The following is a 24,650-nucleotide window of genomic DNA, read 5'->3' on the forward strand; positions in this document are numbered from 1 at the left end:
TCGAACAGTGTGGGCAAACACCGCTTTCCTCGCAGCCGATTTTCAGGCGGCCCGCCGGTCCTGCTCCTCCTTGGTCAGCGGCACCTGGGGGCCGTTGGACTCGCGCAGCCAGCGCCGCAGGACGCGGTGCACGTGCTCAGCGCCGACCAGCTCCTCGCCTTCCTCGACCGGCGCCGAGAAGGCGAGGGGCGACAGCAGGAACGGTCTGCCCTGGGCGCCGCCGAGCCCGCCGTGCGAGCCGATCTGCTCCTCGAACGCGAGCACCTCGCCGTCGGCCGGGTCGTGGAAGGAGTTGACCATGATGTCGGCGGTGTGCGGGAAGGAGTGCGTGCGCCGCACGGCGTCGGCGGCTCCGGGCCCGAACGCCTCCAACGGGCCCGGCTTGTTGTCGAGTCGGTCCAGCGGGATCTCCGCCCCGTAGGCGCCCAGCACGACCCCGCCGTGCTCCTCGCTCCGTACCAGGAGGAAGCCGATGCCGGGGTGGTTGGCGAGGGTCGTCAGCAGCGCGGGATGGCGGGCGTCGATCTCCTCCTTGCTCATCCGGTGCGGCACGTCCGGGAAGGAGACCAGGCCGAGGTTTCCGGAGGCCAGCACCAGCGGCTCCGAGGCCCGGCGGGAGGGGCGGTGCTTCTCGCCGCGCTCCTCGACGGGCCTGCGCAGCGCGGCGCGCACGGCCGCGCGGGCCTCGGCTCCGCTGTGGGTGCGCTGCGCCTTGCGCGGCACGGGCAGCCCGCAGCCGGCCCGCACCAGGTCGCCGAGGCCGAGTCCGTAGCGGGCGCGGAAGGTCTCGCCGGGGCTCTGCCCGTGGTCCGACAGCACGACGATCCGGTACGGCCGCGGGGCGTGCTCGGCGACGTTCGCGATCAGCGCGAGGGCACGGTCGAGGCGTTCGAGGACCTTCTCGGTGTCACGGCTCATCGGCCCGGAGTGGTGCGCCACTTCGTCGTACGCCACCAGGTCGGCGTAGACGGCGGTGCGCCCGGCGAGCATGTCGCCCATCACCGCGGCGACGACGACGTCCCGTTCGACGACCGTCGCGAACGCGCGGACGAACGGGTAGAGGCCGCCGCGTGAGACGCGCGGGCGCTGCTTCCTGATCACGGCCCGGGTGGACTGGCCGATCTCGCGGCCGACTTCGGCGACGAAGGACATGGCGGTGCGCACGGCGTTGGCGGGGTCGGAGAAGTAGGCGAAGTAGCCGGCCCGGGAGCGGTTCTCGCGGCCGCGGCGGCGGGTGGCGATGGACAGCACCAGGGCCTGCTCGTCGGCGCCGCCGCTGAAGAGGTTGCCGCGGCTCGCGCCGTCAACGGTGAGCAGGCCGCCGTCGCCGGTGAACTCGACGGCGCGGCGCTGGAGTTCGGCGGCGCTGGTGGGGCGGTTGCAGACCGTCACCTCGCGGCTGTCCTTGTCGTACCAGCGGAAGGCGGGTACGTCGTGGTTGGTGCCGTGCAGGATGCCGAGCTGGCTGGCGCCGGTCTGGCTGGACCAGTCGGTGCGCCACGGGGTGAGCCGGTGGGTGCCCTCCTCGAGCCACTGGGCGGCGGTGGGCATCACGCCCTTGCCGATCGCGGCGAGGAGTACGTCGTGGCCGACGCCGTCGAGTTGGAGGAAGACGGTGCCCGGGGCGGACGGGCTGGGTGGCAGACGTCTGCGGCGGCGGTCGGCGAGCCGGTAGAGCCGGCGCCGGTAGGCGTCGTCGTCGCGCACGGCCAGCGCACCGCCGGTGGCGGAGGCGACGGCGGACATCACGGCGGCGACGACGACGGCCGTCTCGGGCGCGGCCTCGGCGCTGCTGGACGGGTTGAGCCGCAGGGCGACCAGCAGCAGGGATCCGTTCAGGACGAAGACGAGCAGCCCCAGCACCAGCGCGGGCACGAGCAGCAGCAGCCGTACGAGCAACGGCCAGACCAGTGCCGACAGCACACCGAAGGCGCCGGCGCCGAACGCGGCGGTCACGGCGATGTGGGTGGCGCTCTCGCCGTCCGCGGACTGCAGCCGGAAGTCGGGCAGGATCCCGGCGAGCACGAGCATGGTGACGGTGGAGACGGCCCACACGGTGATGCTCCGCCCCACCTGACTGGCGACCCGCCGCCAACGTCCGCCACGCACGCCCAGCCCACCTCACGTCCCGGCCCGTCGTCGATGCGGGCGTCCACTCAGACTGTCACACGGGTCGGACAACGCGTTCTGTCACCAGGGGCGGGGGCGGGTCAACGCCCGTCGTACCCGGCGGTCGGCATCGACAGGCGCCGGTGCACCCGCGCCTTCATCTGCGCGTCGTAGCGGGGCTCCTCGGAACCCACCGTCTCCACCCGCACCCCGCGCCGCGCGCACTCCGCGGTGAACTCCTCGACGGACGACAGTGCGCTCTCCAGGACCCGGCGGCTGGGCGCCACGAACAGGTCGACGCCCGGCCGGACGCCGTCCCACAGCACACAGTGGTCGGCCCGCAGCCCCCGTACGAGAAGTTCCCGGCTGACGATGTAGCCCTGCTCGGCCGCCCAGCGCGCGCACATGGCGTGCTGGCTGCGGGAATCCACCAGGAAGGGGTCGGCGTCCAGTTCCTCGAGCGGCGTCAGACTCGCGATCGCCGTGACACGCACGCGCACCGGTCCCATGGCGTCCCCCTCACCTCCGGGTTTCGGCGCCGACCCTACTCCTGCCCGTAGGCTTCGGGGAGTCGCGCGAAGGAGGCAAAGAGGTGCCGGTGGAGATCACCTGGTGGGGTCACGCCACCTGCACGGTCGCGGACTCGGACACGCGTGTGCTGACCGATCCTCTGTTCGCACAGCGCCTCGCCCATCTGCGCCGCCGCCGGGGCGCGCTGCCACCGCCCGCCGCGTGGCACGCGGACGTGGCGCTGGTGTCGCATCTGCACGCCGACCACCTCCATGTCCCGTCCCTGGAGCGGCTCGCCGAGGGCACGCACCTGCTGGTGCCCCGGGGCGCACGCCAGGCGGTACCGGGACTGCGCCGGCTCACCCACCTGCGGGTGACGGAGGTGACGCCCGGGGACCGGGTGACGGTCGGTGACGTGGTGATACGGGCCGTGCCCGCACGGCACGACGGGCGGCGGCTGCCGGTCGGCCGGCACCGCTCCCCCGCCCTCGGCTATGTCGTCGAGGGCGAGGCGCGGACGTACTTCGCCGGGGACACCGGGCTGTTCGACGACATGGCGAAGGAGGTCGGGCGGGTCGACGTGGCGCTGCTGCCGGTGGGCGGCTGGGGGCCGTATCTCGGCGAGGGGCATCTGGACGCGGGGCGGGCGGCCCAGGCGCTGGCCCGGCTGGCGCCGCGCAGTGCGGTGCCGGTGCACTACGGCACGTACTGGCCGATCGGGATGGACGCCGTGCGCCCGCACGAATTCCACGCGCCCGGCGACGAGTTCGTGCGCCTGGCGGCCGAGCGCGCGCCCGAAGTGGCCGTGCACCGGCTCGGCCACGGGGAGAGCGTGCGGCTGGAGGTCGCGCGGTGACGTGGCTTGCCGCCACGGCGACGACCGTGCCGCCGGAGTCCACTCAGCAGGCGCTCGGATATCCGTCGCTGTTTCTGCTGGTGCTGTTCGGGGCGCTGGTGCCGGTGATTCCCACGGGGGCGCTGGTGAGTTCGGCCGCGGTGGTGGCCTTTCACCAGACGGCGCCCTTCTCGCTGGCGCTGGTCTTCGTCACGGCGTCGCTGGCCGCGTTCCTCGGGGATGCGGCGCTGTACTGGCTGGGGCGTCGCGGGATGGGGTCGAAGAACGGGTCACGGTGGCTGGAGGCGATTCGGGGGCGGGCGCCCGAGGAGCGTTTGGCGCAGGCGCAGGGGAAGTTGGCCGAGCACGGGGTGGCGGTGCTGGTGCTGTCCCGGCTGGTGCCGGCGGGTCGGATTCCGGTGATGCTGGCCTGCCTGATGGCGAAGTGGCCGCTGCGGCGGTTCGCCCGCGGCAATCTGCCCGCCTGTCTGGCCTGGGCTGCGACGTACCAGGTGATCGGGATCCTGGGCGGATCGCTGTTCGACGAGCCCTGGGAGGGCGTGGTAGCGGCGGTCGCGCTGACCGTCCTGATCAGCGCGACCCCCGGCATCTGGCGGCGCATCCGCCGAACGACCACCGCCTAGTCGAGCACTCGCGAGCCTCCCACCGGCAGGTCCCACAGGTCCTCGCGGTCCAGGCCCGCCTTCTCCCAGGCTGCACGCACGCGCGTGAGCGGTTCCAGGACGGGCTCGGCGGAGAGGACGAACGTACCCCAGTGCATCGGCGCCATCCGCCGCGCCCCCAGGTCCTGCGCCGCCCGTACCGCCTCCTCCGGGTCGCAGTGGACGTCGCTGAGCCACCAGCGGGGGTTGTAGGCGCCGATGGGGAGGAGGGCGAGGTCGATGCCGGGGTAGCGCTCGCCGATGTGGGAGAACCAGTGGCCGTAGCCCGTGTCGCCCGCGAAGTGGACGCGCTGTCCGTCGGGGGCCGTCAGGACCCAGCCGCCCCACAGGGAGTGGCAGGTGTCGGTGAGGGTGCGCTTGGACCAGTGGTGGGCGGGGACGAAGTCGAAGCGGACGCCGTTCAGTTCGGACGCCTCCCACCAGTCCAGTTCCGTGATCGTGGTGAAACGGCGGCGACGGAACCAGGCGCCCAGGCCCGCCGGCACGAACACCGGGGTGTCGCGCGGGAGTTGGCGCAGGGTCGGGGCGTCCAGGTGGTCGTAGTGGTTGTGGCTGATGACGACCGCGTCGACGCGCCGCAGCGCGTTCCAGGGGATGCCCACGGGGGTGATGCGGGCGGGGGTGCCGAGGATGCGGCGGGACCAGACGGGGTCGGTGAGGACGGTCAGGCCGCCGATCCGGACGACCCAACTGGCGTGTCCCGCCCAGGAGACGGCGACGGTGCGGGCGTCGACGCGGGGCAGCGGTCCGGGGTCGAACGGAAGCCGCGGGATGTCGGCCAGCCCCTCGCGTCCAGGCCGGATCGCGCCCTCGCGGGCGAAGCGGGCCATGGCCTTCAGGCCGGGCAGCGGGGCGGTCAGGCGGTCGTGGAAGGTCCGCGGCCACACCCGCCGCTCGCCGAGCGGGCGGGGTTCGGCGAGCGGCGGGTAGGGGGGTGCGAGGGGGGACAGGGCTGACGTGGACGCCGGATCGTCGGCTTCCCTGGTGGTCGTGGTGGTGGTCGACTCGGACTGCTGCGTCATCGAGGAGGCTCCCATCGCTGAGCGTCGTCGCGGAGATCGTCGAAGACCGACTTCACATGGATCAACGCGCGTTGCACGTGTGGCAGTTCCAACGGCGTGGGTGAGGTGAGGCATTCCGCACGTTCCTCGTCCGTACGGCCCAGCAGCGGGCCGGTGGACAGGCGGACGCGCAGCGCGCCGAGTTCGTCGCCGAAGCGGTGGCCTCCGGGTGCGGGCATGCCGAGCCGGGCGGCGAGGAAGTCCTCCAGTTCCTGCGCGTCGCCGACGCCGTGCCCGGTGAGCGCGGGGCGCAGCGGGCCGAGGTCGGCGTAGAGGTGGCGGCCGGCCTGCGGGGGCCGGGCGAGGGTGCCGTCCGCGACGACGGCGGCGTGCATGGCGGCGGCCACGCGCGCGTGCAGCCCTACGGCGGCGGCCACGCGCGCGGTGACCGGCTCGGGCTCGTCCAGCGCGTACGTGGCGGGGGCGGCGACCGGGCCGGCGATACGGGCGCCGAGCGCGGTGAGCACGTCGAGCACGCGCGCGTGGAGGCCGCTTCCGTTCTCGCCCGCCGGGAAGCGGGCGATCGCGGCGGGCCAGCCGGGCGGCAGCAGCGCGCCCGCGAGGTCGGTGACGACGGTGACCCGGTCGGGCAGCATCTCGGCGGGGCTGAGCAGCACGGTGTCGTGCGGGGCGTGCAGGGTGTCGCGCCAGGTCTCGTCGCTGACCAGGTGCAGCCCCTCGCCGACGGCGGCCTCGACGCACTCGTGCAGCAGTTCGGGCGGAGCGACGGTGGCGGTGGGGTCGTCGGCGACGGACAGCACCAGCAGCCGCGGGTCACCCCCCTCGGCGCGGACCCTCCGGACGGTCTCCAGGAGGGCGTACGGATCCGGTACGCCACCGCACTCGGCCGGCGTCGCGACATGGAAGACGGGTCTTCCCAACAGGCGTGCGTACGGCGCCCACCAGGCCGCGCAGGGCCTCGGCACCAGGACGTCGCCGCCGAGCGCGGCGGTCAGTGCGAGCAGCAGGGCGGGGGCGCCGGGGCCGGCGACCAGGCGGTCCGGTCCGGCGGCCAGACCGCGCCGCTCCCAGTAGCCGGACGCGGCCTCGAGCAGTGCGGGTCCGCCGCCGATGGGTTCGCCGTCGGACCGGGCCGCCGCGGCGGCGAGCACGCCGGTCAGTTCGGGCAGTACGGGCAGCCCGTCCTCGGGGAGCGGCGGTCCGTAGCGGACCGGGCCGTGGCCTTCCGGGTCCGTCCGCATACGTACCTCCGCGCAGTCCGTGGTGCCCTGTCCCTGGGCCCTGTCATTTGGATCAGCCCGGCGTCGCGGGGTCTGGCACGCGCATCTGCGGCGTTGTCGTCGGTTGCCGACGCTCCGCGTCGGCGCCCTCCTCCGCCCTGCAACTGCACGCACCAGACCCCGCTCGGGGCGGCTGCAAGGCACCGTTCCCTACAGCCGACCTGATCCAAACGACAGGGCCCAGCCGTCGGACCCTCGCCGTCTTCCGCCGTCCTCGCACTCCGTGTTCCGTCGGTCGCGGGTTCGCCTTCCGCGCGTGGTGTCGGTTGGTTCGTACGGTGCGGGGCGTGCCCTCGGGCTCTGAGTACCCAGGGTGCCGCCACCCCATGGCCGTCCGTTCGGTTGCGCCCGTCACACGGCGGTGCGGCCGCCCGTGGCGGAGCGCCGGAGCCACAGCCGGTACCCGGCGCCGCCCAGCGCGGCCGCGATCAGGGCGCCGCCGGCGACCAGGGCGGGCACGGAGTCGGTGAAGGCACCACCCGCTCCGGCCTCCACCCCGTGCTGGACCGCACCGCCGCCGCAGGAGTCCTCGTGCTGCTCGGTGCAGGGCCGCTCGTGGTCGCAGGAGCCGGCGTGCGACTGGCCGCACGGCTTGGTGCTGCCGGCACCGTCGCCGCGGGCGACGTGGAACGTGGCGCTCCACGGCTTGCCCTTCCCGCCGTGCGCCGCCGGGCAGTCGCCCTCGACGGTCCACACGGAGTTCCCGTCCACCGCGGCGGGGCCGGCGTCCTCGGGGGCGCCGTGCTCGGTGCCGCCGTAGTCGGGGACGGTCTCGGGGCCGATGTCGTCGGGACCGACGCTCTGGGGGCCGCCGCCCTCAGGAGCTTCGCCCTCGCCGGCGTGCTCGGGGCCGCTGTCCTCCAGGCCGCCGCTCTCGGAGCCCCCGACCTCCGGGCCGACGTGCCCGGGGCCGGCGCCCTCGAGGTCCGCGGCGGAGGCGATGCGGGCGGTGCCCCGGTACGCGGTGCCGGCGGCCTTGCCGTCGTTGCCGGGGACCCGTTGCAGCTGGACGGTGCCCTCGTCGAAGGCCTGCGAGGTGGCGTCGATGGTGTCGGGGGCCTTGCCGCCGGTGGACTCGCAGGAGACCGAGACGGTGACGCTGCCGCCCGGAGAACCCGTGCTCGGGCTGACCTCCGCGACCGGGTCCGCGAAGGCGGCCGAGGCGGCGAAGCCGGCCATGGCACTGGCCAGAGCCGCGACGGACAGGACACTGGCGGTGCGACGCATGGGAAGGGCTCCTTCGACCGGCGACTTCAGGAGCACTCAGGTCGTGCCCCATAGCCCATCACAGCCCGCACGGCGGCGAGGCGCGCGCGGCCGGACCCCATTCGCGGGACGGAACCGGCCGAGCGGGTGACACATCGGACCCGTTGCCCGGACGTCAGTTCCGCAGCGCGGCCAGATCCCGCTCCAGGCCCCGCCCCCGCCGCTCCACCACCGCCGACGCCACGTCGGACAGCCTCCGGTTGCTGCCCTGGGAGATGCGGCGCAGTACGTCGAACGCGGCGTCGGCGTCGCAGGCCAGGACGTGCATGACGATGCCGCAGGCCTGGTCGACGACGGGACGGGAGCGCAGAGCGGTGCCCAGCTGGTCGAGTTCGGTGAGGGCGGCGCGGTAGGAGCGGTCGCGGACCAGACAGGTCACGGCGAAGTCGCCGAGCGCCCGGGCGGGCCCGTGCGGGACGTCCTGCAGGGTGCCGGGCCGGAAGCCGTACAGGCTGAGGGTGACCGTCAGCCCGGAGCGCCGGAAGGGCAGCGTCACGCTGGAGCGCACCCCCGAGTCGAGTGCCAGGGCGCGGTACTCCGGCCAGCGTTCGTCGCGCAGCAGGTCCGGGGAGCGGGCGGGCTCGCCGCGTTCCAGGGCGGCCGGGATGGGCCCGTCGCCCGAGCGCAGCTGCACGGCGACGAGCGCGGCGAGATCGGGGTGGGTGACGGCGGCGGGCCGCTCCGGCCCTACGTCGGTGACCATGCTGCTCGCACCGCAGCAGTCGGCCGTGCAGCGCACGGCCTGCTCGGCCAGTTCCGACAGTCTCCGCCCGGGAAGGGCGGACTCGGCAGACTCCGCTCCCCAGCGGCGGGTACGCCCCGTGTCCGACATGCAGTCCTCCTTCTCTCCCCCGCACCTGCCCGCTGACCCGGACCGAAAACAGCGGACGTCAGAGCGAGGGGCGCTAGGTTCTTGGCATGACCGAGACGGACGAATTCGGTGAAGAACTCGCGGACTTCGAGCGCCGCATCGCTGAACTCAAGGCCGCACGAAGCGTGTCGGGCGGCGAGCTGCCCACCGTGCTGGACGCGGCGATCTTCGAACTCGACCATGTGGTGGGCCAGTTGCTGCCCTGGTACGAGCGGCTCTCCGCATCCGGCACGCGCCGTTCCGGCGCTTCCGCGGACCGCCAGGAACAGCACCTGCTGCGCACCGTGTTCCAGCGCCTGCCGCTCCCGGTCGCCCTGGTCGACAAGGAGACGGTGGTACGGCGGCTGAACGGCGCGGCGACCGCCTTCACCGGCGTCCGGGCCGGCTATGCGACGGGCCGTCCGCTGACCGGTCTGCTCGCCCACGCCGACCGGGCCGCGTTCCGCTCCCAGGCCGCGGCCGTGGCCCGCGGCGAGGGCGACCGCAGCCTCACCGTCCGTCTCCAGCAGCGCCCTTCGGTCCCGGTGCACGCCACGCTGGCGGCCGTGCAGCCGAGCGGCGAACCGCGCACGACGGTCCTGGTGGTCCTGCAGCCCGGCGGCCTCGGCAGCCCCGCACCGGCGGACCCGCCGACGGGCCAGGCCCCCGACCTCGCCGAGGCGACCCGGCACGCGTCCCTGATGGACCTGATGGACGCGATGACCACGACCCTGCTCAGCGCGGGCCGTGAGCCCGCTCTGCAGGCGGCGGCACGGGCGCTGCACGGCAGGTTCGCCGACTGGGTGGTCGCCGACGCGGGAACGGCGGGTGAAGCGGGACACCTGTCCCGTACGGCCGTACTCGCCCCCTCGGACAAGGAGGCGGCCGTACTCGAAGCACAGGATCCGGCCGCGTGCCCCCTCGTCGTCGAGACGGCGCGGACCGGATCCCCGGTGCTGCAGATCCGTCCGCCGGACCCGGACGCCTTCGGCCGGGACACGACGGGCGCCCCCGTCCTCGTACAGGCGAACGTCACCTCACTGCTGTGCGTGCCTCTGCAGGACGGGGGCGCCGTTCACGGGGTGCTCACGCTGTTCCGCTGCGGGCCCCGGCTGGCGTTCTCGATGGCGGAGGCGCAGGCGATGGACATGCTCTCCCGCCACGTCGCGCTGGCCATGGGCCCTATGCGACCTCCTGCATGACCTGCTCCCGCATCCGGGTGCAGCAGCGGCTGATCAGCCGCGACACATGCATCTGGGAGATCCCGAGCTGCTCGGCGATCCGGCTCTGCGTCATGTCGCCGAAGAACCGCATGTACAGGATGGCCCGCTCCCGCTCCGGCAGCGCGGCCAGCCGGGGCTTGACGGCCTCGCGGTCCACGACGGTGTCCAGCGCGGGGTCGGCCGAGCCGAGGGCGTCGCTGAGGGAGTAGCCGTCCTCGCTGCCGGGCAGTTCGGCGTCGAGCGAGAGGGCGGTGAAGCTCTCCAGCGCCTCCAGGCCGACCAGCACGTCCTCCTCGCTCATGTTCGCGTGCTCGGCGATCTCAGCGACGGTGGGCCTGCGGCCCGGGATGGTCTGGGAGAGGTCCTGACTGGCGAACCGGACGCGGTTGCGCAGGTCCTGGACCCGGCGCGGCACGTGCAGCGTCCACATGTGGTCACGGAAGTGCCGCTTGATCTCGCCGGTGATGGTGGGCACGGCGTAGCTCTCGAAGGCGTTGCCGCGTGCGGGGTCGTACCGGTCGACGGCCTTGACCAGTCCGAGGGCCGCGACCTGGCGCAGGTCCTCGAAGCTCTCGCCGCGGCTGCGGAAGCGACCGGCGAGCCGGTCGGCCATCGGCAGCCAGGCCTCGACGACCTGCTCGCGCAGTGTGTCGCGCTGGTGTCCGTCGGGGAGGGCGGCGAGCTTGCGGAAGGCTTCGGCGGTGTCGGGGGCGTCGTCGTGCGGGTGGTGCTTCGCGCTCACTGTGGTGGGCATGGTGCGTCGCAACTCCCTTGAAGGTGCTCTGGGTTGGACGGTCACCGTGGGAGGGAGGCCGCGCGTTCGGGACAGGCGCGGCCGGGGCGGCGCAAGGCCGATCCCACGGACGTGCCTCCTGTCCGAAGCACTGGACTTGCGCCTGCCCGCGCGCCTGGGCCGCAAACACCCGCCCAGGTTTCCCGTCGGTCCGCGCGGTGACTCGAAGACCGTGCTGTCCATGCCCCACACCTCCGGGAGGTCCCCGATGAGCACCAAGGTCTCCGACCACGTCCTGCAGCGGCTGCGGGAGTGGGGTGTGGAGCACGTCTTCGGCTATCCCGGCGACGGCATCAACGGCCTGCTCGCGGCCTGGGGCCGGGCCGAGAACCAGCCCCGTTTCGTGCAGTCCCGGCACGAGGAGATGTCCGCGTTCGAGGCGGTCGGTTACGCCAAGTTCAGCGGCCGCCTCGGAGTGTGCGCGGCCACCTCGGGGCCGGGCGCGATCCATCTGCTCAACGGTCTGTACGACGCCAAGCTCGACCATGTGCCGGTGCTGGCGATCGTCGGCCAGACGCACCGCACGGCGATGGGCGGTTCGTACCAGCAGGAGGTGGACCTGCACACCCTGTTCAAGGACGTCGCCTCGGACTTCGTGGAGACCGTGACGGTGCCCGAGCAGCTGCCGAACGTCATCGACCGCGCGATCCGCACGGCCTACGCCCGCCGCTGCCCGACGGCGATCATCATCCCCGGCGACGTGCAGGAACTCGACTACTCGCCGCCCACGCACGAGTTCAAGATGGTGCCCTCCAGCCTGGACCTCAGCTCCTGGACGGCGATCCCGTCCGAGGAGTCGATCGAGCGGGCGGCGGAGATCCTCAACTCCGGTGACAAGGTGGCGATTCTGGTCGGCCAGGGCGCCGCGGGCGCTCGCGCCGAGGTGGAGCGGATCGCCGGACTGCTCAAGGCGGGCGTGGCCAAGGCCCTCCTCGGCAAGGACGTCCTCAGCGACGAACTCCCTTATGTCACCGGCTCGATAGGCCTGCTGGGCACCCGTCCGTCGTACGAACTCATGCGGGACTGCGACACCCTGCTGACCATCGGATCGTCCTTCCCCTACACGCAGTTCCTGCCGGACTTCGGCAAGGCGCGCGGCGTGCAGATCGACATCGACCCGCACATGGTCGGGATGCGTTATCCGTACGAGGTGAATCTCGTCGGCGACGCGAAGGCGACGCTGGAGCGGCTCATCCCGCTGATCGGCGGGGACCGCGGGCCCGAGTGGTACGACACGGTGTGCGACAACGTGCGGCGCTGGCGCGAGGTGATGGAGCGGCGGGCGCAGTTGTCGGCCGACCCGATCAACCCGGAGTACGTGGTCCGTGCCCTGGACCCGCTGCTGCCGGCCGACGCGATCGTCAGCTCCGACTCGGGCTCGGCGGCCAACTGGTACGCGCGGCACCTGACGTTGAAGCCCGGCATGCGCTCCTCGCTCTCCGGCACGCTCGCGACGATGGGCTGCGGGGTGCCGTACGCGATCGGTGCGAAGTTCGCGCATCCGGACCGGCCGGCGATCGCACTGGTCGGGGACGGCGCGATGCAGATGAACGGCCTGGCGGAGCTGATCACGGCGGCCAAGTACCGGGATCTGTGGGAGGATCCGCGGCTGGTCGTGGGCGTGTTCAACAACCACGACCTCAACCAGGTGACGTGGGAGATGCGGGCCATGGAGGGCGCCCCGTCCTTCCTGCCCTCGCAACAGATCCCGGACGTGCAGTACGCCGCGTTCGCGCGGTCGCTGGGCCTGACCGGGATCCGGGTGGAGAAGCCGGAGGACGTCGAGGCGGGCTGGCGGGCCGGCCTGGAGGCGGACGGTCCCGCGGTGATCGAGTTCCTCACCGACCCTGCGGTCCCGCCGATCCCGCCGCACGCCACGTGGGAGCAGATGGAGGCGACGGCCGCGTCGATCCTCAAGGGCGACGCGGACCGCGGGTCCATGGTCAAGCAGGGGCTGAAGGCGAAGGTGCAGGAGTTCCTGCCGGGGCGGGAGAAGAAGTAGCCGGTGGGGTACGGCCGTTGACGCGTTCTCTCAGCCGGTGTGGCGGATCCGGAAGCGGGCCGGTTCCGCCGGGTCTCGATCGACGACTTGGACCGGTGTCCCCGCCCACTGCCAGACGCCGAGGCCGGGCGTGCGGGAGAACCGGATCTGCCCGCGAGTGCCTTCGACGGCGACGCGCGGCCAGGATTCGGCGATGCGCGCCCGGTCCGTGCCGTGAGTACGCAGCGCCTCGGCGAGGACGGCGACCGTGTCGTAGCCCTCGAAGGCCACGAAGGAGGGCGCCTCGGCGAGCCGCTCGCGGAGGGCCGCCTCGACTCGTGCACCGAGTGGACAGAGGCGTTCGGGCAGGTAGCGCAGGAACGGGACCCCGGCGCCGTCCTCGCCCAGCAGCGTCGCCCATTCGGCGAACTCCGGCTGCCCGGCCGGAGCGCCGATCATGATCTCGGTGAGGCGCCGGTCGCGGCGGACGGTCCTGACGATCGGTACGGCCGGCTCCGGGTGGCCGACCAGCAGCAGGAGGGCTGTCGCGCGATGGTCGACGAGTGCGTCGCACACGGCCGCGGGGGTGAGCGCGTTCATGTCGAGCTCGCTGACGGTGCCGCCGCGGGGAGCGAGGTGGTCCCGCAGAATGCGGGTCCCGGATGCCCAGTAGACACTCGGCTGGGCCGCCACGGCGATACGGCTGTGGCCCGCGCCGAGGAGGAAGTCCGCGTAGATCTGCCAGCCGCGGGACTGCGGCGGGCAGAGGCGCGCGACCCACTGCGTCGGCTGTTCGGTGAGCGCGTCGAGCACCGCCGACGAGCAGAGGTACGGCAGGCCGAGGGCGTCGGCCCGGGCGGCGACGGCGCGGGCGACGACGCTGTGATACTCCCCCGCCAGGGCGGCCACGCCCAGGTGAGCCAATTCGTCCACGGCCGCCGCGGCCCGCAGGGGATCGGCCGCGGTGTCCCGGACCACCAGCTCGAGGGGTCTCCCGGCGATTCCGCCGGCGTCATTGACCTCGCGGACGGCCAGCTCGAGTCCGGCGAGCAGGTGCCGTCCCGCCGCGACCCAGCCGGGCCGGGTCAGCGGAACGAGAGCACCGATCCGGACTGCTGATCCGTCGGTTGGCACCGCTCCAGGTGCCGATGGCGGCGTATCCATGCGTCGGCGTCTCCCCCGTGGCGACTCGGTTGCCGTTCGCCGGCCGAGGGTAGCCGAGCCGAGAACGCCCGGCTTCGGCACCCCGTCCCGTGGCCGTCAGCCGACGGGGGTGTCACCCTTTCGGGCCCGGGTCCGGGCTCCGCAGGATCGTGAGTGGCACCGTCGCCGGGCCGGCCAGGGCGTCTTCGCTCGGGTCGGCCTTCTTTGCGGGCAGCAGCAGCTCCTCGTAGCGGCCCAGTGCCAGCACTACGCCGAGCATGAGGAGCGGGATGAGCACAGCGAGTACTGCCATGGCCGTTCCCTCCCCGGGATGTGCGTGGGGGTGGACTTCGGGTCTCCCGCCGTTCGCTCTGCAAACCCTGTGTCGGCCTCCGGTCTTCGGGTACGCGGTGCCCACCCCCGAAGATCTGGAGGGAGTCATGCAGCGAGGAAGTGACCGGCTGAGCGTCCACCGTGACGAGGAGATGAAGCACGAACTGAAGGGTCTGCTCCGGTCCGGGCACCCCACGCGGACCGAGGAGTGGCACGACCCCGAACCCACCGCCGACGACGACCCCGAGGTCGCGGGCGGCCCGATCACCCCCGGGCGTTCCCGGGCCACGGTGGCGGCGATCCGCACGGAACTGGCCCGCCACCTCAACCGCCACACGTTCCCCGCGGGTCCCCGCGAACTGGGCCGCGCCCTGCGCCGCGCCTACGCCCCGGACGCCCTGCTGGAACCGGTGGAGCGCCTGCCGCGCACGGCCCGCTACCACACGGTCCAGGAACTGGCGGAGGCCCTCGTGGGCGAAGGCCGGCAGCAACGGCCGTAGGAAATCGTCAAAGTCGGCCGGCCGCGGGACGTCCATCGGCCGGGGAACGGAGGAAGGCCCACTGTGATGGCTGATTTCGTCAGGGAGGTCATGACGCCGGGCGTGGTCGCCGTCCGTCCGGACGCGTCACTCGTCGAGGCGGCGCAGTTGATGCGCGCGCAGGACATCGGGGATGTGCTGGTGGCCGACGGGCAGCAGGTCGTCGGCGTGCTCACCGACCGTGACATCACCGTGCGTGCGGTGGCCGAGGGCGCCGATCCGCTGACGGTGAGCGCGCAGTCCGTGTGCACGCCCGATCCGGTGCTCGTCGCCCCGGACGACCCCGTCCAGGCCGCCGTCGCGCTGATGCGGGCGCATGCCGTGCGCCGGCTGCCGGTCGTCGAGGACGGGCTGCCGGTCGGGATCGTCAGCCTCGGCGACCTGGCCGGGGCACAGGACCCGGACTCGGCGCTCGCCGAGATCAGCCGGGCCGAGCCCGGCGGCCGGGGCGCCTTATGAGCCGGGACCAGGCCGCCGAGATCAGTGCCGCTGGCGTCAGGGTCGACGTCGGCGACATGACCACCCGCTATCTCCTGTACGGGCTGCTGCCGAGCTGGTTCGTACCCGGTCTCGCCGACTGGGTGATGCACCGCCGCAGCCGCATCGAGGACACGGCGGGCACCAAGGAAACGCTGATCCACTCGCTGATGATGGCCGAGGTCGGCATCCCCATCGCGCTGACCCTGCGCTACGAGGTCAACCCCCTTCTCCTTACAGTGCAGTTGGGGGGCGCCGCGGTGCACGAGGCGACCGCGCTGTGGGACGTGCGTACGGCGGTCAGGAGCGACCGCGAGGTCACGCCGCTGGAGCAGCACATCCACAGCTTCCTGGAGTCGCTGCCGTTCGGGGCCCTGTCCGCGCTGATGTGCCTGCACGCCGACCAGGTCGGGGCACTGCTGCGCGGGGGCCGCGGCCACAGGGACGCCTGGCGGCTGGTGCCGCGCCGCCGCCCGCTGTCCCCCGGCTATCTCGCCGGCATCGCCGCCGCGATCGGCACCTGTGTGGCGCTGCCGTACGGCGAGGAACTCGTGCGCTGTGTCCGTGCGGGCCGCCGCAACAAGAAGCGCGCCACGGCCGACGAGGCCGACTGGCATGCGCCGAAAGGACGTTGAACCATCATGCGTATCGCATTCCTGACCGCACCCGAGGGCGTCGAGCAGATCGAGCTGACCGATCCGTGGCAGGCCGTGAAGGACGCCGGCCACGAGCCCGTGCTGGTGTCGACCAAGTCGGGTGAGATCCAGGCTTTCCACCATCTCGACAAGGCGGACACCTTCCCCGTGGACGAGGTGGTCGGCGACGTCGCGGCCGGTGCCTTCGGCGGGCTGGTCCTGCCGGGCGGTGTGGCCAACCCCGACTTCCTGCGTATGGACCAGAAGGCGGTGGCGTTCGTACGGGACTTCTTCGAGCAGGGCAGGCCGGTCGCCGCGATCTGCCACGCCCCGTGGACGCTGGTCGAGGCGGATGTCGTACGGGGCCGCACCCTCACCTCGTGGCCGAGCCTGCAGACCGACATCCGCAATGCGGGCGGCACTTGGGTCGACGAGCAGGTGAAGATCGACGACAACGGCCCGAACAAGCTGATCACCAGCCGCAAGCCGAAAGACCTGAAGGCGTTCTGCGACGCGTTCCTGCATGTGATCTCCGAGGGGGCGGGCTGATGGGATCCCCGGCAGAGCGCAAGCGGCTGCAGCGCGACTCCTTCCACGCCGACGACCCGGCGGGCGGTCCGCTCACCACCGACCAGGGTGTGGAGGTCGACCACACCGACGACTCGCTGGCCGCAGGCGAGCGCGGCCCGACCCTGATGGAGGACTTCCACTTCCGGGAGAAGCTCACCCACTTCGACCACGAGCGGATCCCGGAGAGGGTGGTGCACGCGCGGGGCGCGGGTGCGTACGGCTTCTTCGAACCGTACGAGTCCTGCGCCGAGTTCACCCGTGCGGCCTTCCTGCAGGACCCGTCCGTGCAGACGGAGGTCTTCGTCAGGTTCTCGACCGTCCAGGGGCCGCGCGGCTCGGCGGACACCGTGCGGGACGTACGCGGCTTCGCGACCAAGTTCTATACGTCCGAGGGCAATTACGACCTCGTCGGCAACAACTTCCCCGTCTTCTTCATCCAGGACGGCATCAAGTTCCCGGACTTCGTGCACGCGGTGAAACCGGAGCCGCACAACGAGATCCCCACCGGCGCGTCCGCGCACGACACCCTGTGGGACTTCGTGTCGCTGCAGCCGGAGACGCTGCACGCGATCATGTGGCTGATGTCGGACCGGGCGATCCCGCGCAGTTACCGCATGATGCAGGGCTTCGGCGTGCACACCTTCCGGTTCGTGAACGCCGAGGGGCGCGGCACCTTCGTGAAGTTCCACTGGAAGCCGAAGCTGGGCGTGCACTCGCTGGTGTGGGACGAGGCGCAGGAGTGCCAGGGCCGCGACCCGGACTTCAACCGGCGCGATCTGTGGAATGCGATCGAGGCGGGCGAGTACCCGGAGTGGGAGCTGGGCGTCCAACTCGTGCCGGAGGAGGACGAGTTCGCGTTCGACTTCGATCTGCTGGACGCGACGAAGATCATTCCGGAGGAGCAGGTGCCGGTGCGGCCGATCGGCCGGATGGTGCTGAACCGCAACCCGGAGAACTTCTTCGCGGAGACCGAGCAGGTCGCCTTCCACACCGGAAACGTCGTCCCCGGCATCGACTTCACCAACGACCCGCTGCTGCAGGCCCGCAACTTCTCCTACCTGGACACGCAGTTGATCCGCCTGGGCGGCCCCAACTTCACCCAGATCCCGGTCAACCGGCCGATCGCGCCCGTACGGACCAACCAGCGCGACGGCTACCACCAGAGCGCGATCCACCAGGGCACGAACTACTTCCCGAACTCCCTCGGCGGCGGCTGCCCCGCGCACGCGGGCGTCGACGGGCACGCGTACACCCACTACGCGGAGCGGGTCGACGGCGCCAAGATCCGCAAGCGGAGCGAGAGTTTCAAGGACCACTACAGCCAGCCCGCGATGTTCCTGCACAGCATGGCCGACTGGGAGCGGCAGCACATCGTCGCGGCCTTCCGGTTCGAGCTCGGCAAGGTCGGGGCGAGGACGGTCCGCGCCCGCACGGTGGAGCAACTGGCCAAGGTGGACGCCGAGTTGGCGGCCGAGGTCGCGCGCGGCGTCGGGGTGCCGGAGCCGGCGGTGCAGCAGAGCGCGCACAAGCTGGACTCCCCCGCGCTCAGCCTGGAGTCGCAGCGCGGCGACGGCTCGATCCGTACCCGGCAGATCGCGGTCCTCGTCACCGACGGAGTGGACGCCGAGCAGGTGACCTCCGTACGGGAGGCACTGGCCGCCGAGGGCGCGATCGTCGAGGCGCTGGCGCCGACGGACGGCACGGTGAAGGGCGCGGACGGTGAGTCGTACGCGGTCGACCGTGCGCTGCCGACCGTGGCATCGGTGCTGTACGACGCGGTACTGGTGCCCGGCGGGCCGACCGGGACGCCGCCCGTGGCCGAGGACCCCGACGCACTGCGCTTCGTCCGCAGCGCCTATCTGCACGGCAAGCCGGTGGGCGCGCTCGGCTCGGGCGTGGGCGTCCTGGCCGCCCTGGAGCCGCGGGGCCTCGGGCTGGCCACCGGTTCGCAGGGCGTGGTGGCGGACCAGGGGGTGGTGACGGACACGTCACCGGGTCCGGCCGCCACCGAGTTCGTGCGGACGTTCGTCGCCGCGATCGCGGCGCACCGGCACTGGGACCGGCCGCCGGTGCGGCGCTGAGCGCAGCACGTCAGGTGCGGGGAGTCGCCGACTCCCCGCACCGGCGGTCCCGGGCGCCTTCGCGGGTGCGGCCCGCGGCCACCATGCGCCGCGGGTTGCGGCGCAGGTACTCGCCCTCCAGCTGGGCCATGCGATCGTTGTGGGCCCGCAGCGCGTCGGTCGAGCCGTACAGCAAGGTGTCGTGGCGCGTGCGGTGGATCGTCTCCAGCTCCTTCATGAGCTGCTGGTCGTCCAGCCGGCTTGGGTCGACTCCGGTCATGGTGGTGCCCCGCTCGTCGTGTTCGTCCATGCGGTCCGGGTACCCGCCCGGTCAGCACTACCCCCAACGGCATCCGGGAGGGAGCCATGGATCTCGCCTTTCTGCATCCACTCTACGAACATCCGGGGCCCTGGGCCTCCGTGTACGTCGACACCTCCCGGCACACGGAGGACACGCCCCACGAACGGCACCTCACGGCTGTGGCGCTCGCCCGCGACCTGGACCGGCAGGGCGCGGACGAGGCGACGTGCCGGGCCGTGCGGGAGGCCCTCGACGAGCTGCAGCATTCCTCGGAGCCGAACGGGCGGGCCCTGTTCGCCAGGGCCGGCGAGGTGATCCTCGACCCGCCGCTGGCCCGGCCCCCGCAGCAGGACAGCGCCCACTGGGCGCCGCTGCCGCGCACCGCGCCCCTGCTGGAGCTGGCCGGGGAGGATCCGGTCTGCGTGGTGGCATACATCGACCGCAAGGGCGCGGGCTTCGAGCTGCGCACCTCGCTGGGCCGGCAGGACGCCGGCTCGGTCACCGGCCGTCAGTGGCCGCTGCACCGTACGAGCACGGTGGACTGGTCGGAGCGGCACTTCCAGCTCAAGGTGGAGAACACCTGGGAGCACAACTCGGCCGAGATCGCCGAGGCGCTCGCCGGCTGCCAGGAGGAGACCCGCGCCGACCTGCTGATCCTGGTGGGTGACGACCGGGAGAGGCGGTCCGTGCACGAGCGCCTGCCCAAGCACCTCCAGGGCCTGGCGGTCGAGGCCCCGCACGGCACCGGCAGCCGGCTCCTCGACGAGGACGTCGAGCAGGCGCGAACGGCGCATGTACGGCAGCGGGCCGAGCGGGAGCTGGGACGCTTCCTGGCGGCCCGCGAACCGGACCCGGAGGGCCGCTCCGGGGCCGTGGAGGGCGTCCCGGCCCTGGTCGAGGCCGCCCGTGAGCACCGTATCGACGAGCTGCTGATCCGCCCGGACGCCCCCGACGCCCACCGCGAGGTGTGGATCGGCGAGGACCCCGACCAGTTGGCGGTGCGCCGCACGGACCTGAAGATCCTCGGCGAGCAGCACTCCTGGCCGGCCCGCGCGGACGACGCCCTCATCCGCTCCGCGGTGACCACGGGCGCCCCGGCCCTGTCGGTGGCACCGGCGGCCGAGGCGACCGGCGGCCAGATCCCGGCGGGCGGCCTGGGCGCCCTGCTGCGGTGGTCGTGACCCCATGAACGGCGGCCGGCGGGCCGTACATGAGCCCTCGCCCGCCGGTCGTCACCGCACCCGCTCCACGCGCCGCTCGTCCCACACCGGCTCGGTGGTCTCGCGGACGCGACCGTCGCTGCCGAAGACCAGGTACCGGTCGAAGGAGCGGGCGAACCAGCGGTCGTGCGTGACCGCGAGCACCGTGCCGTCGAAGGCCTCGAGACCCTCCTGGAGCGCCTCGGCGGACTCCAGGTCGAGGTTGTCGGTCGGCTCGTCGAGCAGCAGGGCGGTCACGCCCTCCAGCTCCAGCAGCAGGATCTGGAAGCGGGCCTGCTGGCCGCCGGAGAGCCGGTCGAAGGTCTGCTCGGCCTGGTTCGTCAGCTCGTAGCGGCGCAGCCGCGACATCGCCGCACCGCGGTCCTGCGAGTGCTCCTGCCACAGGATGTCGAGGAGCTTGCGGCCCTGCAGCTCGGGATGCGCGTGCGTCTGCGCGAAGTGCCCGGGCACGACCCGCGCCCCGAGCTTCCACTCCCCGCTGTGCGCCACCTCCTCGCCGGCCAGCAGCCGCAGGAAGTGCGACTTGCCGGAGCCGTTGGAGCCGAGGACGGCGACGCGTTCGCCGTAGAAGACCTCCAGGTCGAAGGGTTTCATCAGGCCGGTGAGCTCGAGTCCCTTGCAGGTGACGGCCCTTACGCCGGTACGCCCACCCTTGATCCGCATCTTGATGTCCTGCTCCCGCGGCGGCTCCGGCGGCGGACCCGCCTCCTCGAACTTCCGCAGCCGGGTCTGGGCGGCCTGGTAGCGGGAGGCCAACTCGTGGCTGATCGAGGCCGCCTGACGGAGGTTCAGCACCAGCTTCTTCAGCTGGGCGTGCTTCTCGTCCCAGCGGCGGCGCAACTCCTCGAAGCGGGCGAAGCGTTCCCGCCGGGCGTCGTGGTAGGTGGCGAAGCCGCCGCCGTGCACCCAGGCGTCGGCGCCCGCGGGCGAGGGCTCCACGGAGACGATCTTCTCGGCGGCGCGGGCGAGGAGTTCGCGGTCGTGGGAGACGAACAGGACCGTCTTGCGGGTCTCCTTCAGCCGCTCCTCCAGCCAGCGCTTGCCGGGCACGTCGAGGTAGTTGTCGGGCTCGTCGAGCAGCAGCACCTCGTCGGTGCCGCGCAGCAGCGCCTCCAGCACCAGCCGCTTCTGCTCACCCCCGGACAGCGTGCGCACCTGCCGGAACTGCGCCTTCTCGTACGGCACCCCGAGCGCGGCCGTGGTGCACATGTCCCACAGCGTCTCCGCCTCGTAGCCGCGCACCTCGGCCCAGTCGGCGAGCGCCTGCGCGTACTGCAGCTGGGCGGCCTCGTCGTCGACGGTCATGATGGCGTGCTCGGCCTCGTCGACGGCCTTCGCCGCCTCCCGGATACGGGGCGGCGCGACCGACACCAGCAGGTCCCGTACGGTCGTCTCGTCCCGTACGGACCCCACGAACTGCCGCATCACACCGAGGCCGCCACTGACGGTGACCGTGCCCCCGTGCGGTTTCAGCTCGCCGGAGATCAGCCGCAGCAGGGTCGTCTTGCCGGCGCCGTTGGGTCCGACGAGGGCCACGGCGGCCCCTTCGCCCACCCGGAAGGACACATCGCCGAGCAGCGCCCTCCCGTCGGGGAGGTAGTACTCGAGGTGTGCGGCTTCCAGATGTCCCATGAGGCCGCATTCTGCGGGTGGCCGGCAGGGTCGGGCAAACGCTTATCCCGCTTCGTCGAGCGGGCGACCGGTGGGTCCGCCCTCGCCGGCCGGGGCCACCGTCGCGCCCGCCCAGGTGATCGCCTTCCAGCCGTCCGTGGGCGAGCCCTCCAGGATCACCACGCCGGTGTTGTCCAGGGGGCGGGCGGCGGCGAAGGGAATGTCCACGTTGTCGGCGCGGGCCGCCGTCCACATGCGGATCGCCGCGCCGTGGCTGACCATCGCGACCGTACCGGCGCCGCTGCCCGCGGCCTCGGCGACGACGGCGTCGTAGCGCGCGAGCGCCTCTGCGCCGCTCTCGCCGCCCGGCATCCTCAGCTCCGTGTCCCCGGCGGCCCAGGCGAAGACCGTCTTCATGTACAGCTCGCCCTGCTCGGTGTTCCCGGGCAGCATCTCCAGATCGCCCGCCTCGAGCTCGCGGATGCCGTCCCGGACCAGGACGTCGAGGCCGCGGGCGGCGGCCAGCGGGGCGGCGGTGAGCTGGGTGCGCACGAGGGTGGAGGCGTACAGGGCCTCGATGTCCTCGTCGGCGAGCGCCTCGGGCAGGGCGGCGGCCTGCTGCTCGCCGAGTGCGGTCAGGCCCGGTCCCGGGATTGCGGTGTCGAGCAGGAAGTCGACGTTCGAGGGGGTCTGGCCGTGGCGTATGAGGAGCAGACGCATACAGGGCTCTCCGGGTGTCGATCACGGCCCGCGCGACAAGAAACGGGCACTTCAGGGTAACCGGCACCGTATGAGCCCAGACGTCGACCTCACTCTCCCGAAGCCCGGCCCCCACCCGCTGCGCAGCAGGCTGCTCGCGCTCGACGGCCGTCTCTTCGAGTTCGCCGCCGAGCGGAACTGGCCGGCCGCCGAGCCGGTGCTGCCGCGGCTGAGCAGGAGCGCGAACCACGGTGTGCTGTGGTTCGCCGCGGCGGCCGCGATGGCCGCGAGCCGCACCCCGCGGGCCCGCCGGGCCGCCGCGCGCGGCCTCGCCTCGCTCAGCCTGGCCTCTCTGACCATCAACACCCTCGGCAAGCGCTCGGTGCGCCGCCCGAGGCCCGTGCTGGACCCGGTGCCGCTGGTGCGGCAGCTGAAGCGGCAGCCCATCACCACGTCGTTCCCGTCCGGCCACTCCGCCTCCGCGGCGGCGTTCGCGGCCGGTGTGGCGCTGGAGTCCCCGGCCTGGGGCGCGGTGGTCGCGCCGGTCGCCTGGTCGGTCGCGCTCTCCCGTGTCTACACCGGCGTCCACTTCCCGAGCGATGTGCTCGCGGGCGCGGCGCTGGGCGTGGGCGCCGCGTTCGCCGTACGGGGCATGGTGCCGACGCGCGCCCAGATCGTTCCGCCGGCCCGGCCCCGCGCGGACGTCCCGGCGCTGCCCGACGGCGCGGGGCTGATCGTGGTGGCGAACACCGCCTCGGGGACCGCCGACCGGGTGCGCGCGCTGCAGGACGGTCTGCCCGGGGCCGAGGTCCTCACGTGTGAACCGGCCGACGTACGGGCCGAGTTGGAGAAGGCGGCCGCCCGTGCGCAGGTGCTCGGCGTGTGCGGCGGCGACGGCACGGTCAACGCGGCCGCCGAGATCGCTCTGCGGCACGACGTGCCCCTCGCGGTCCTGCCCGGCGGCACGCTCAACCACTTCGCCTACGACCTCGGCGTGGAGGGCGCCCGCGATCTGACCCGGGCGATCCAGCAGGGCGAGGGCGTGAAGGTCGACGTCGGCCGCTTCGCCTGCGACGGCAAGCAGGGCGTCTTCCTCAACGCCTGCTCCCTGGGCGTCTATCCGGAGCTGGTGCTCGAGCGGGACCGCTGGTCGAAGCGGATCGGCGGCTGGCCGGCCGGAGTGCTCGCGGCACTGCGCGTTTTGCGCGCCGACCGGCATCCGCTGGAGGCCGAGTTCCGCGGCCAGACCAGGCCGCTGTGGCTGCTGTTCGTCGGCAACGGCACCTACCACCGGATGGGTCTGACACCGGGCCGCCGACTCGACCTCGCGGACGGCCAGTTCGACGTACGGGTGGTGCACGGCGGCCGCCGGCCCGCGCTGCGCCTGCTCGCCGCCGCCGTCGCGGGACCGCTGACCCGCTCCCCCGCCCATGCCGCCGTCCAGGTCAACCGGCTGCATCTGACCGGCGTCGAACCGGGCACGCTCCTCGCCTACGACGGCGAAGTCACCGAGGTGGACAGCGAGGTCACGCTGGAGAAGCTTCCCGAGGCGCTCACGGTGTACCGCCCGATGCCCTCTTCCTGACGACCAGTCAGTCCACATTGCAAAACGCAGGTCTCACCATTCGACATGCGGGCGTACGGTGACTCGTACCGGCGACGCGTCGAACAGGGGAGTTCAGTCATGTCGAAACCGCAGGAGACGGCCGTCTACACGCACGGGCACCACGAGTCGGTGCTCCGCTCGCACACCTGGCGGACCGCCGCCAACTCCGCGGCCTATCTGCTCGGCTCACTGAAGCCCCACATGAAGATCCTGGACATCGGCTGCGGCCCGGGCACCATCACCGCCGACCTGGCGGAACTGGTCCCCGACGGGCAGGTCACCGGCGTCGACCACGCGCCGGGGATCCTGGCGCAGGCCCGGGCCACGGCCGCCGAACGGGGCCTGAGGAACGTCGAGTTCGCGGTCGCGGACGTGCACGCCCTGGACTACCCGGACGACACGTTCTGCGTGGTCCACGCCCATCAGGTGCTGCAGCACGTCGGAGATCCGGTGCAGGCGCTGCGGGAGATGAAGCGGGTCGCCAGGCCGAACGGGTTCATCGCCGTCCGCGACTCGGACTATGCGGCGATGACCTGGTATCCGGCGTCCCAGGGCATGGACGACTGGCTGGACCTGTACCGACGGGTGGCCCGCGCCAACGGCGGTGAGCCGGACGCCGGACGCCGGCTCAAGTCCTGGGCGCTGCAGGCCGGGCTGACCGACATCACGGCGACCTCCGCCACCTGGACCTTCTCGACGCCGGCGGAGCGGGCGTGGTGGAGCGGGCTGTGGGCGGACCGGACGCTGGCGTCGGCGTACGCGGAGCGGGCCACCGAAGGCGGGCACGCGACGGCGGAGCAACTGCGGGCCGTGTCGGACGCCTGGCGGGAGTGGGGAGCGTGCGAGGACGGCTGGTTCAGCGTGCTGCACGGAGAGATTCTGTGCCGAAAGGACGCCTGAATCT

24 protein-coding genes are annotated in these 24,650 nt (G+C 72.8%); 12 read left to right on the plus strand and 12 right to left on the minus strand.

What is annotated here, in order from left to right:
- Positions 1–42 precede the first annotated feature (42 nt).
- Together ABZ880_RS18455 and ABZ880_RS18460 are read right to left on the minus strand one after the other, a co-directional pair.
- Complete coding sequence (locus ABZ880_RS18455; RefSeq protein ID WP_361264263.1) at positions 43–2,055, minus strand: alkaline phosphatase family protein; 2,013 nt, start codon at positions 2,053–2,055, stop codon at positions 43–45.
- A gap of 155 nt (positions 2,056–2,210) precedes the next feature.
- Positions 2,211–2,618 (minus strand): hypothetical protein, encoded by a 408-nt coding sequence (locus ABZ880_RS18460; RefSeq protein ID WP_361263571.1) that lies wholly within the window; start codon positions 2,616–2,618, stop codon positions 2,211–2,213.
- A gap of 83 nt (positions 2,619–2,701) precedes the next feature.
- Between ABZ880_RS18460 and ABZ880_RS18465 the strand changes: the two genes are divergently transcribed.
- Both ABZ880_RS18465 and ABZ880_RS18470 read left to right on the plus strand, forming a co-directional pair.
- Positions 2,702–3,475, plus strand: a complete 774-nt coding sequence (locus ABZ880_RS18465; RefSeq protein WP_361263574.1) for an MBL fold metallo-hydrolase — start codon at positions 2,702–2,704, stop codon at positions 3,473–3,475.
- A complete protein-coding gene (locus ABZ880_RS18470) occupies positions 3,472–4,098 on the plus strand; it encodes a VTT domain-containing protein (RefSeq protein ID WP_361263577.1) in 627 nt (208 codons plus the stop codon). The genes ABZ880_RS18465 and ABZ880_RS18470 overlap by 4 nt, the downstream gene beginning before the upstream one ends.
- Here ABZ880_RS18470 and ABZ880_RS18475 read toward each other — a convergent pair.
- From ABZ880_RS18475 to ABZ880_RS18490, 4 genes are all read right to left on the minus strand, one after another.
- Positions 4,095–5,159, minus strand: a complete 1,065-nt coding sequence (locus tag ABZ880_RS18475) for an MBL fold metallo-hydrolase (RefSeq protein WP_361263580.1) — start codon at positions 5,157–5,159, stop codon at positions 4,095–4,097. The two genes, ABZ880_RS18470 and ABZ880_RS18475, sit on opposite strands and share 4 nt — an antisense overlap.
- Complete coding sequence (locus ABZ880_RS18480) at positions 5,156–6,400, minus strand: aminotransferase class I/II-fold pyridoxal phosphate-dependent enzyme (RefSeq protein WP_361263583.1); 1,245 nt, start codon at positions 6,398–6,400, stop codon at positions 5,156–5,158. Before ABZ880_RS18480 ends, ABZ880_RS18475 begins: the two co-directional genes overlap by 4 nt.
- A 390-nt stretch (positions 6,401–6,790) precedes the next feature.
- Complete coding sequence (locus ABZ880_RS18485) at positions 6,791–7,666, minus strand: hypothetical protein (RefSeq protein ID WP_361263586.1); 876 nt, start codon at positions 7,664–7,666, stop codon at positions 6,791–6,793.
- 154 nt (positions 7,667–7,820) lie between these two features.
- Positions 7,821–8,537: an ANTAR domain-containing protein gene (locus ABZ880_RS18490; protein ID WP_361263589.1), complete on the minus strand. Its 717-nt coding sequence runs from the start codon at positions 8,535–8,537 to the stop codon at positions 7,821–7,823.
- Between the two features lie 86 nt (positions 8,538–8,623).
- Between ABZ880_RS18490 and ABZ880_RS18495 the strand changes: the two genes are divergently transcribed.
- Positions 8,624–9,757, plus strand: a complete 1,134-nt coding sequence (locus ABZ880_RS18495; RefSeq protein WP_361263592.1) for a GAF domain-containing protein — start codon at positions 8,624–8,626, stop codon at positions 9,755–9,757.
- Here ABZ880_RS18495 and ABZ880_RS18500 read toward each other — a convergent pair.
- Positions 9,738–10,532: an RNA polymerase sigma factor SigF gene (locus ABZ880_RS18500; protein WP_361263595.1), complete on the minus strand. Its 795-nt coding sequence runs from the start codon at positions 10,530–10,532 to the stop codon at positions 9,738–9,740. The genes ABZ880_RS18495 and ABZ880_RS18500 overlap by 20 nt on opposite strands.
- Before the next feature lie 247 nt (positions 10,533–10,779).
- Here ABZ880_RS18500 and ABZ880_RS18505 point away from each other — a divergent pair, with 247 nt between their 5' ends.
- On the plus strand, positions 10,780–12,573 hold the full coding sequence (locus ABZ880_RS18505; RefSeq protein ID WP_361263598.1) for a thiamine pyrophosphate-requiring protein: 1,794 nt from the start codon (positions 10,780–10,782) through the stop codon (positions 12,571–12,573).
- 30 nt (positions 12,574–12,603) lie between these two features.
- Here the strand turns inward: ABZ880_RS18505 and ABZ880_RS18510 are convergent, their stop codons facing one another.
- Together ABZ880_RS18510 and ABZ880_RS18515 are read right to left on the minus strand one after the other, a co-directional pair.
- Positions 12,604–13,716, minus strand: coding sequence for an ABC transporter substrate-binding protein (locus ABZ880_RS18510; RefSeq protein ID WP_361263601.1), 1,113 nt, complete (start codon positions 13,714–13,716; stop codon positions 12,604–12,606).
- A 112-nt stretch (positions 13,717–13,828) separates the two neighbouring features.
- Positions 13,829–14,008 carry a hypothetical protein gene (locus ABZ880_RS18515; RefSeq protein WP_361263604.1) on the minus strand — a complete coding sequence of 60 codons (180 nt, stop codon included), beginning with the start codon at positions 14,006–14,008 and terminating at the stop codon, positions 13,829–13,831.
- A gap of 127 nt (positions 14,009–14,135) precedes the next feature.
- On the opposite strand from ABZ880_RS18515, the gene ABZ880_RS18520 reads away from it, so the two are divergent.
- The 5 genes from ABZ880_RS18520 to ABZ880_RS18540 all read left to right on the plus strand — a co-directional run bounded on the left by ABZ880_RS18520 (position 14,136) and on the right by ABZ880_RS18540 (position 18,330).
- Positions 14,136–14,528: a DUF2795 domain-containing protein gene (locus tag ABZ880_RS18520; RefSeq protein WP_361263607.1), complete on the plus strand. Its 393-nt coding sequence runs from the start codon at positions 14,136–14,138 to the stop codon at positions 14,526–14,528.
- Between the two features lie 66 nt (positions 14,529–14,594).
- Positions 14,595–15,026, plus strand: coding sequence for a CBS domain-containing protein (locus tag ABZ880_RS18525; RefSeq protein WP_361263610.1), 432 nt, complete (start codon positions 14,595–14,597; stop codon positions 15,024–15,026).
- Positions 15,023–15,679, plus strand: a complete 657-nt coding sequence (locus ABZ880_RS18530) for a diguanylate cyclase (RefSeq protein ID WP_361263613.1) — start codon at positions 15,023–15,025, stop codon at positions 15,677–15,679. Before ABZ880_RS18525 ends, ABZ880_RS18530 begins: the two co-directional genes overlap by 4 nt.
- Before the next feature lie 6 nt (positions 15,680–15,685).
- Positions 15,686–16,228: a type 1 glutamine amidotransferase domain-containing protein gene (locus ABZ880_RS18535; RefSeq protein ID WP_361263616.1), complete on the plus strand. Its 543-nt coding sequence runs from the start codon at positions 15,686–15,688 to the stop codon at positions 16,226–16,228.
- Positions 16,228–18,330 carry a catalase gene (locus tag ABZ880_RS18540; protein WP_361263619.1) on the plus strand — a complete coding sequence of 701 codons (2,103 nt, stop codon included), beginning with the start codon at positions 16,228–16,230 and terminating at the stop codon, positions 18,328–18,330. The genes ABZ880_RS18535 and ABZ880_RS18540 overlap by 1 nt, the downstream gene beginning before the upstream one ends.
- A 10-nt stretch (positions 18,331–18,340) precedes the next feature.
- Here ABZ880_RS18540 and ABZ880_RS18545 read toward each other — a convergent pair whose 3' ends face one another.
- Positions 18,341–18,619: a DUF6158 family protein gene (locus ABZ880_RS18545; RefSeq protein WP_361263622.1), complete on the minus strand. Its 279-nt coding sequence runs from the start codon at positions 18,617–18,619 to the stop codon at positions 18,341–18,343.
- A 56-nt stretch (positions 18,620–18,675) separates the two neighbouring features.
- Between ABZ880_RS18545 and ABZ880_RS18550 the strand changes: the two genes are divergently transcribed.
- The gene (locus tag ABZ880_RS18550; RefSeq protein ID WP_361263625.1) at positions 18,676–19,791 is read left to right on the plus strand and encodes a Vms1/Ankzf1 family peptidyl-tRNA hydrolase; all 1,116 of its coding nucleotides are present in this window, start codon (positions 18,676–18,678) and stop codon (positions 19,789–19,791) included.
- Positions 19,792–19,842: 51 nt separating this feature from the next.
- Here the strand turns inward: ABZ880_RS18550 and ABZ880_RS18555 are convergent, their stop codons facing one another.
- On the minus strand, positions 19,843–21,462 hold the full coding sequence (locus ABZ880_RS18555; protein WP_361263628.1) for an ATP-binding cassette domain-containing protein: 1,620 nt from the start codon (positions 21,460–21,462) through the stop codon (positions 19,843–19,845).
- Between the two features lie 42 nt (positions 21,463–21,504).
- A complete protein-coding gene (locus ABZ880_RS18560; RefSeq protein WP_361263631.1) occupies positions 21,505–22,161 on the minus strand; it encodes a histidine phosphatase family protein in 657 nt (218 codons plus the stop codon).
- Positions 22,162–22,231: 70 nt separating this feature from the next.
- Between ABZ880_RS18560 and ABZ880_RS18565 the strand changes: the two genes are divergently transcribed.
- A complete protein-coding gene (locus ABZ880_RS18565) occupies positions 22,232–23,725 on the plus strand; it encodes a phosphatase PAP2 family protein (RefSeq protein ID WP_361263634.1) in 1,494 nt (497 codons plus the stop codon).
- Between the two features lie 99 nt (positions 23,726–23,824).
- On the plus strand, positions 23,825–24,646 hold the full coding sequence (locus ABZ880_RS18570; RefSeq protein ID WP_361263637.1) for a methyltransferase domain-containing protein: 822 nt from the start codon (positions 23,825–23,827) through the stop codon (positions 24,644–24,646).
- Positions 24,647–24,650: the final 4 nt, after the last annotated feature.

Source organism: Streptomyces sp. NPDC047043 (assembly GCF_040644055.1).
Taxonomy (GTDB): Bacteria; Actinomycetota; Actinomycetes; order Streptomycetales; family Streptomycetaceae; genus Streptomyces.

Excerpts from the sequence above, each read along its gene's own strand:
- ABZ880_RS18460 (WP_361263571.1), bottom strand. The coding sequence starts at position 2,618 with ATGGGACCGGTGCGCGTGCGTGTCACGGCGATCGCGAGTCTGACGCCG.
- ABZ880_RS18475 (WP_361263580.1), bottom strand. The coding sequence starts at position 5,159 with ATGACGCAGCAGTCCGAGTCGACCACCACCACGACCACCAGGGAAGCC.
- ABZ880_RS18480 (WP_361263583.1), bottom strand. The coding sequence starts at position 6,400 with ATGCGGACGGACCCGGAAGGCCACGGCCCGGTCCGCTACGGACCGCCG.
- ABZ880_RS18485 (WP_361263586.1), bottom strand. The coding sequence starts at position 7,666 with ATGCGTCGCACCGCCAGTGTCCTGTCCGTCGCGGCTCTGGCCAGTGCC.
- ABZ880_RS18490 (WP_361263589.1), bottom strand. The coding sequence starts at position 8,537 with ATGTCGGACACGGGGCGTACCCGCCGCTGGGGAGCGGAGTCTGCCGAG.
- ABZ880_RS18495 (WP_361263592.1), top strand. The coding sequence starts at position 8,624 with ATGACCGAGACGGACGAATTCGGTGAAGAACTCGCGGACTTCGAGCGC.
- ABZ880_RS18500 (WP_361263595.1), bottom strand. The coding sequence starts at position 10,532 with ATGCCCACCACAGTGAGCGCGAAGCACCACCCGCACGACGACGCCCCC.
- ABZ880_RS18505 (WP_361263598.1), top strand. The coding sequence starts at position 10,780 with ATGAGCACCAAGGTCTCCGACCACGTCCTGCAGCGGCTGCGGGAGTGG.
- ABZ880_RS18510 (WP_361263601.1), bottom strand. The coding sequence starts at position 13,716 with ATGGATACGCCGCCATCGGCACCTGGAGCGGTGCCAACCGACGGATCA.
- ABZ880_RS18515 (WP_361263604.1), bottom strand. The coding sequence starts at position 14,008 with ATGGCAGTACTCGCTGTGCTCATCCCGCTCCTCATGCTCGGCGTAGTG.
- ABZ880_RS18520 (WP_361263607.1), top strand. The coding sequence starts at position 14,136 with ATGCAGCGAGGAAGTGACCGGCTGAGCGTCCACCGTGACGAGGAGATG.
- ABZ880_RS18525 (WP_361263610.1), top strand. The coding sequence starts at position 14,595 with ATGGCTGATTTCGTCAGGGAGGTCATGACGCCGGGCGTGGTCGCCGTC.
- ABZ880_RS18530 (WP_361263613.1), top strand. The coding sequence starts at position 15,023 with ATGAGCCGGGACCAGGCCGCCGAGATCAGTGCCGCTGGCGTCAGGGTC.
- ABZ880_RS18535 (WP_361263616.1), top strand. The coding sequence starts at position 15,686 with ATGCGTATCGCATTCCTGACCGCACCCGAGGGCGTCGAGCAGATCGAG.
- ABZ880_RS18540 (WP_361263619.1), top strand. The coding sequence starts at position 16,228 with ATGGGATCCCCGGCAGAGCGCAAGCGGCTGCAGCGCGACTCCTTCCAC.
- ABZ880_RS18545 (WP_361263622.1), bottom strand. The coding sequence starts at position 18,619 with ATGGACGAACACGACGAGCGGGGCACCACCATGACCGGAGTCGACCCA.
- ABZ880_RS18550 (WP_361263625.1), top strand. The coding sequence starts at position 18,676 with ATGGATCTCGCCTTTCTGCATCCACTCTACGAACATCCGGGGCCCTGG.
- ABZ880_RS18555 (WP_361263628.1), bottom strand. The coding sequence starts at position 21,462 with ATGGGACATCTGGAAGCCGCACACCTCGAGTACTACCTCCCCGACGGG.
- ABZ880_RS18560 (WP_361263631.1), bottom strand. The coding sequence starts at position 22,161 with ATGCGTCTGCTCCTCATACGCCACGGCCAGACCCCCTCGAACGTCGAC.
- ABZ880_RS18565 (WP_361263634.1), top strand. The coding sequence starts at position 22,232 with ATGAGCCCAGACGTCGACCTCACTCTCCCGAAGCCCGGCCCCCACCCG.
- ABZ880_RS18570 (WP_361263637.1), top strand. The coding sequence starts at position 23,825 with ATGTCGAAACCGCAGGAGACGGCCGTCTACACGCACGGGCACCACGAG.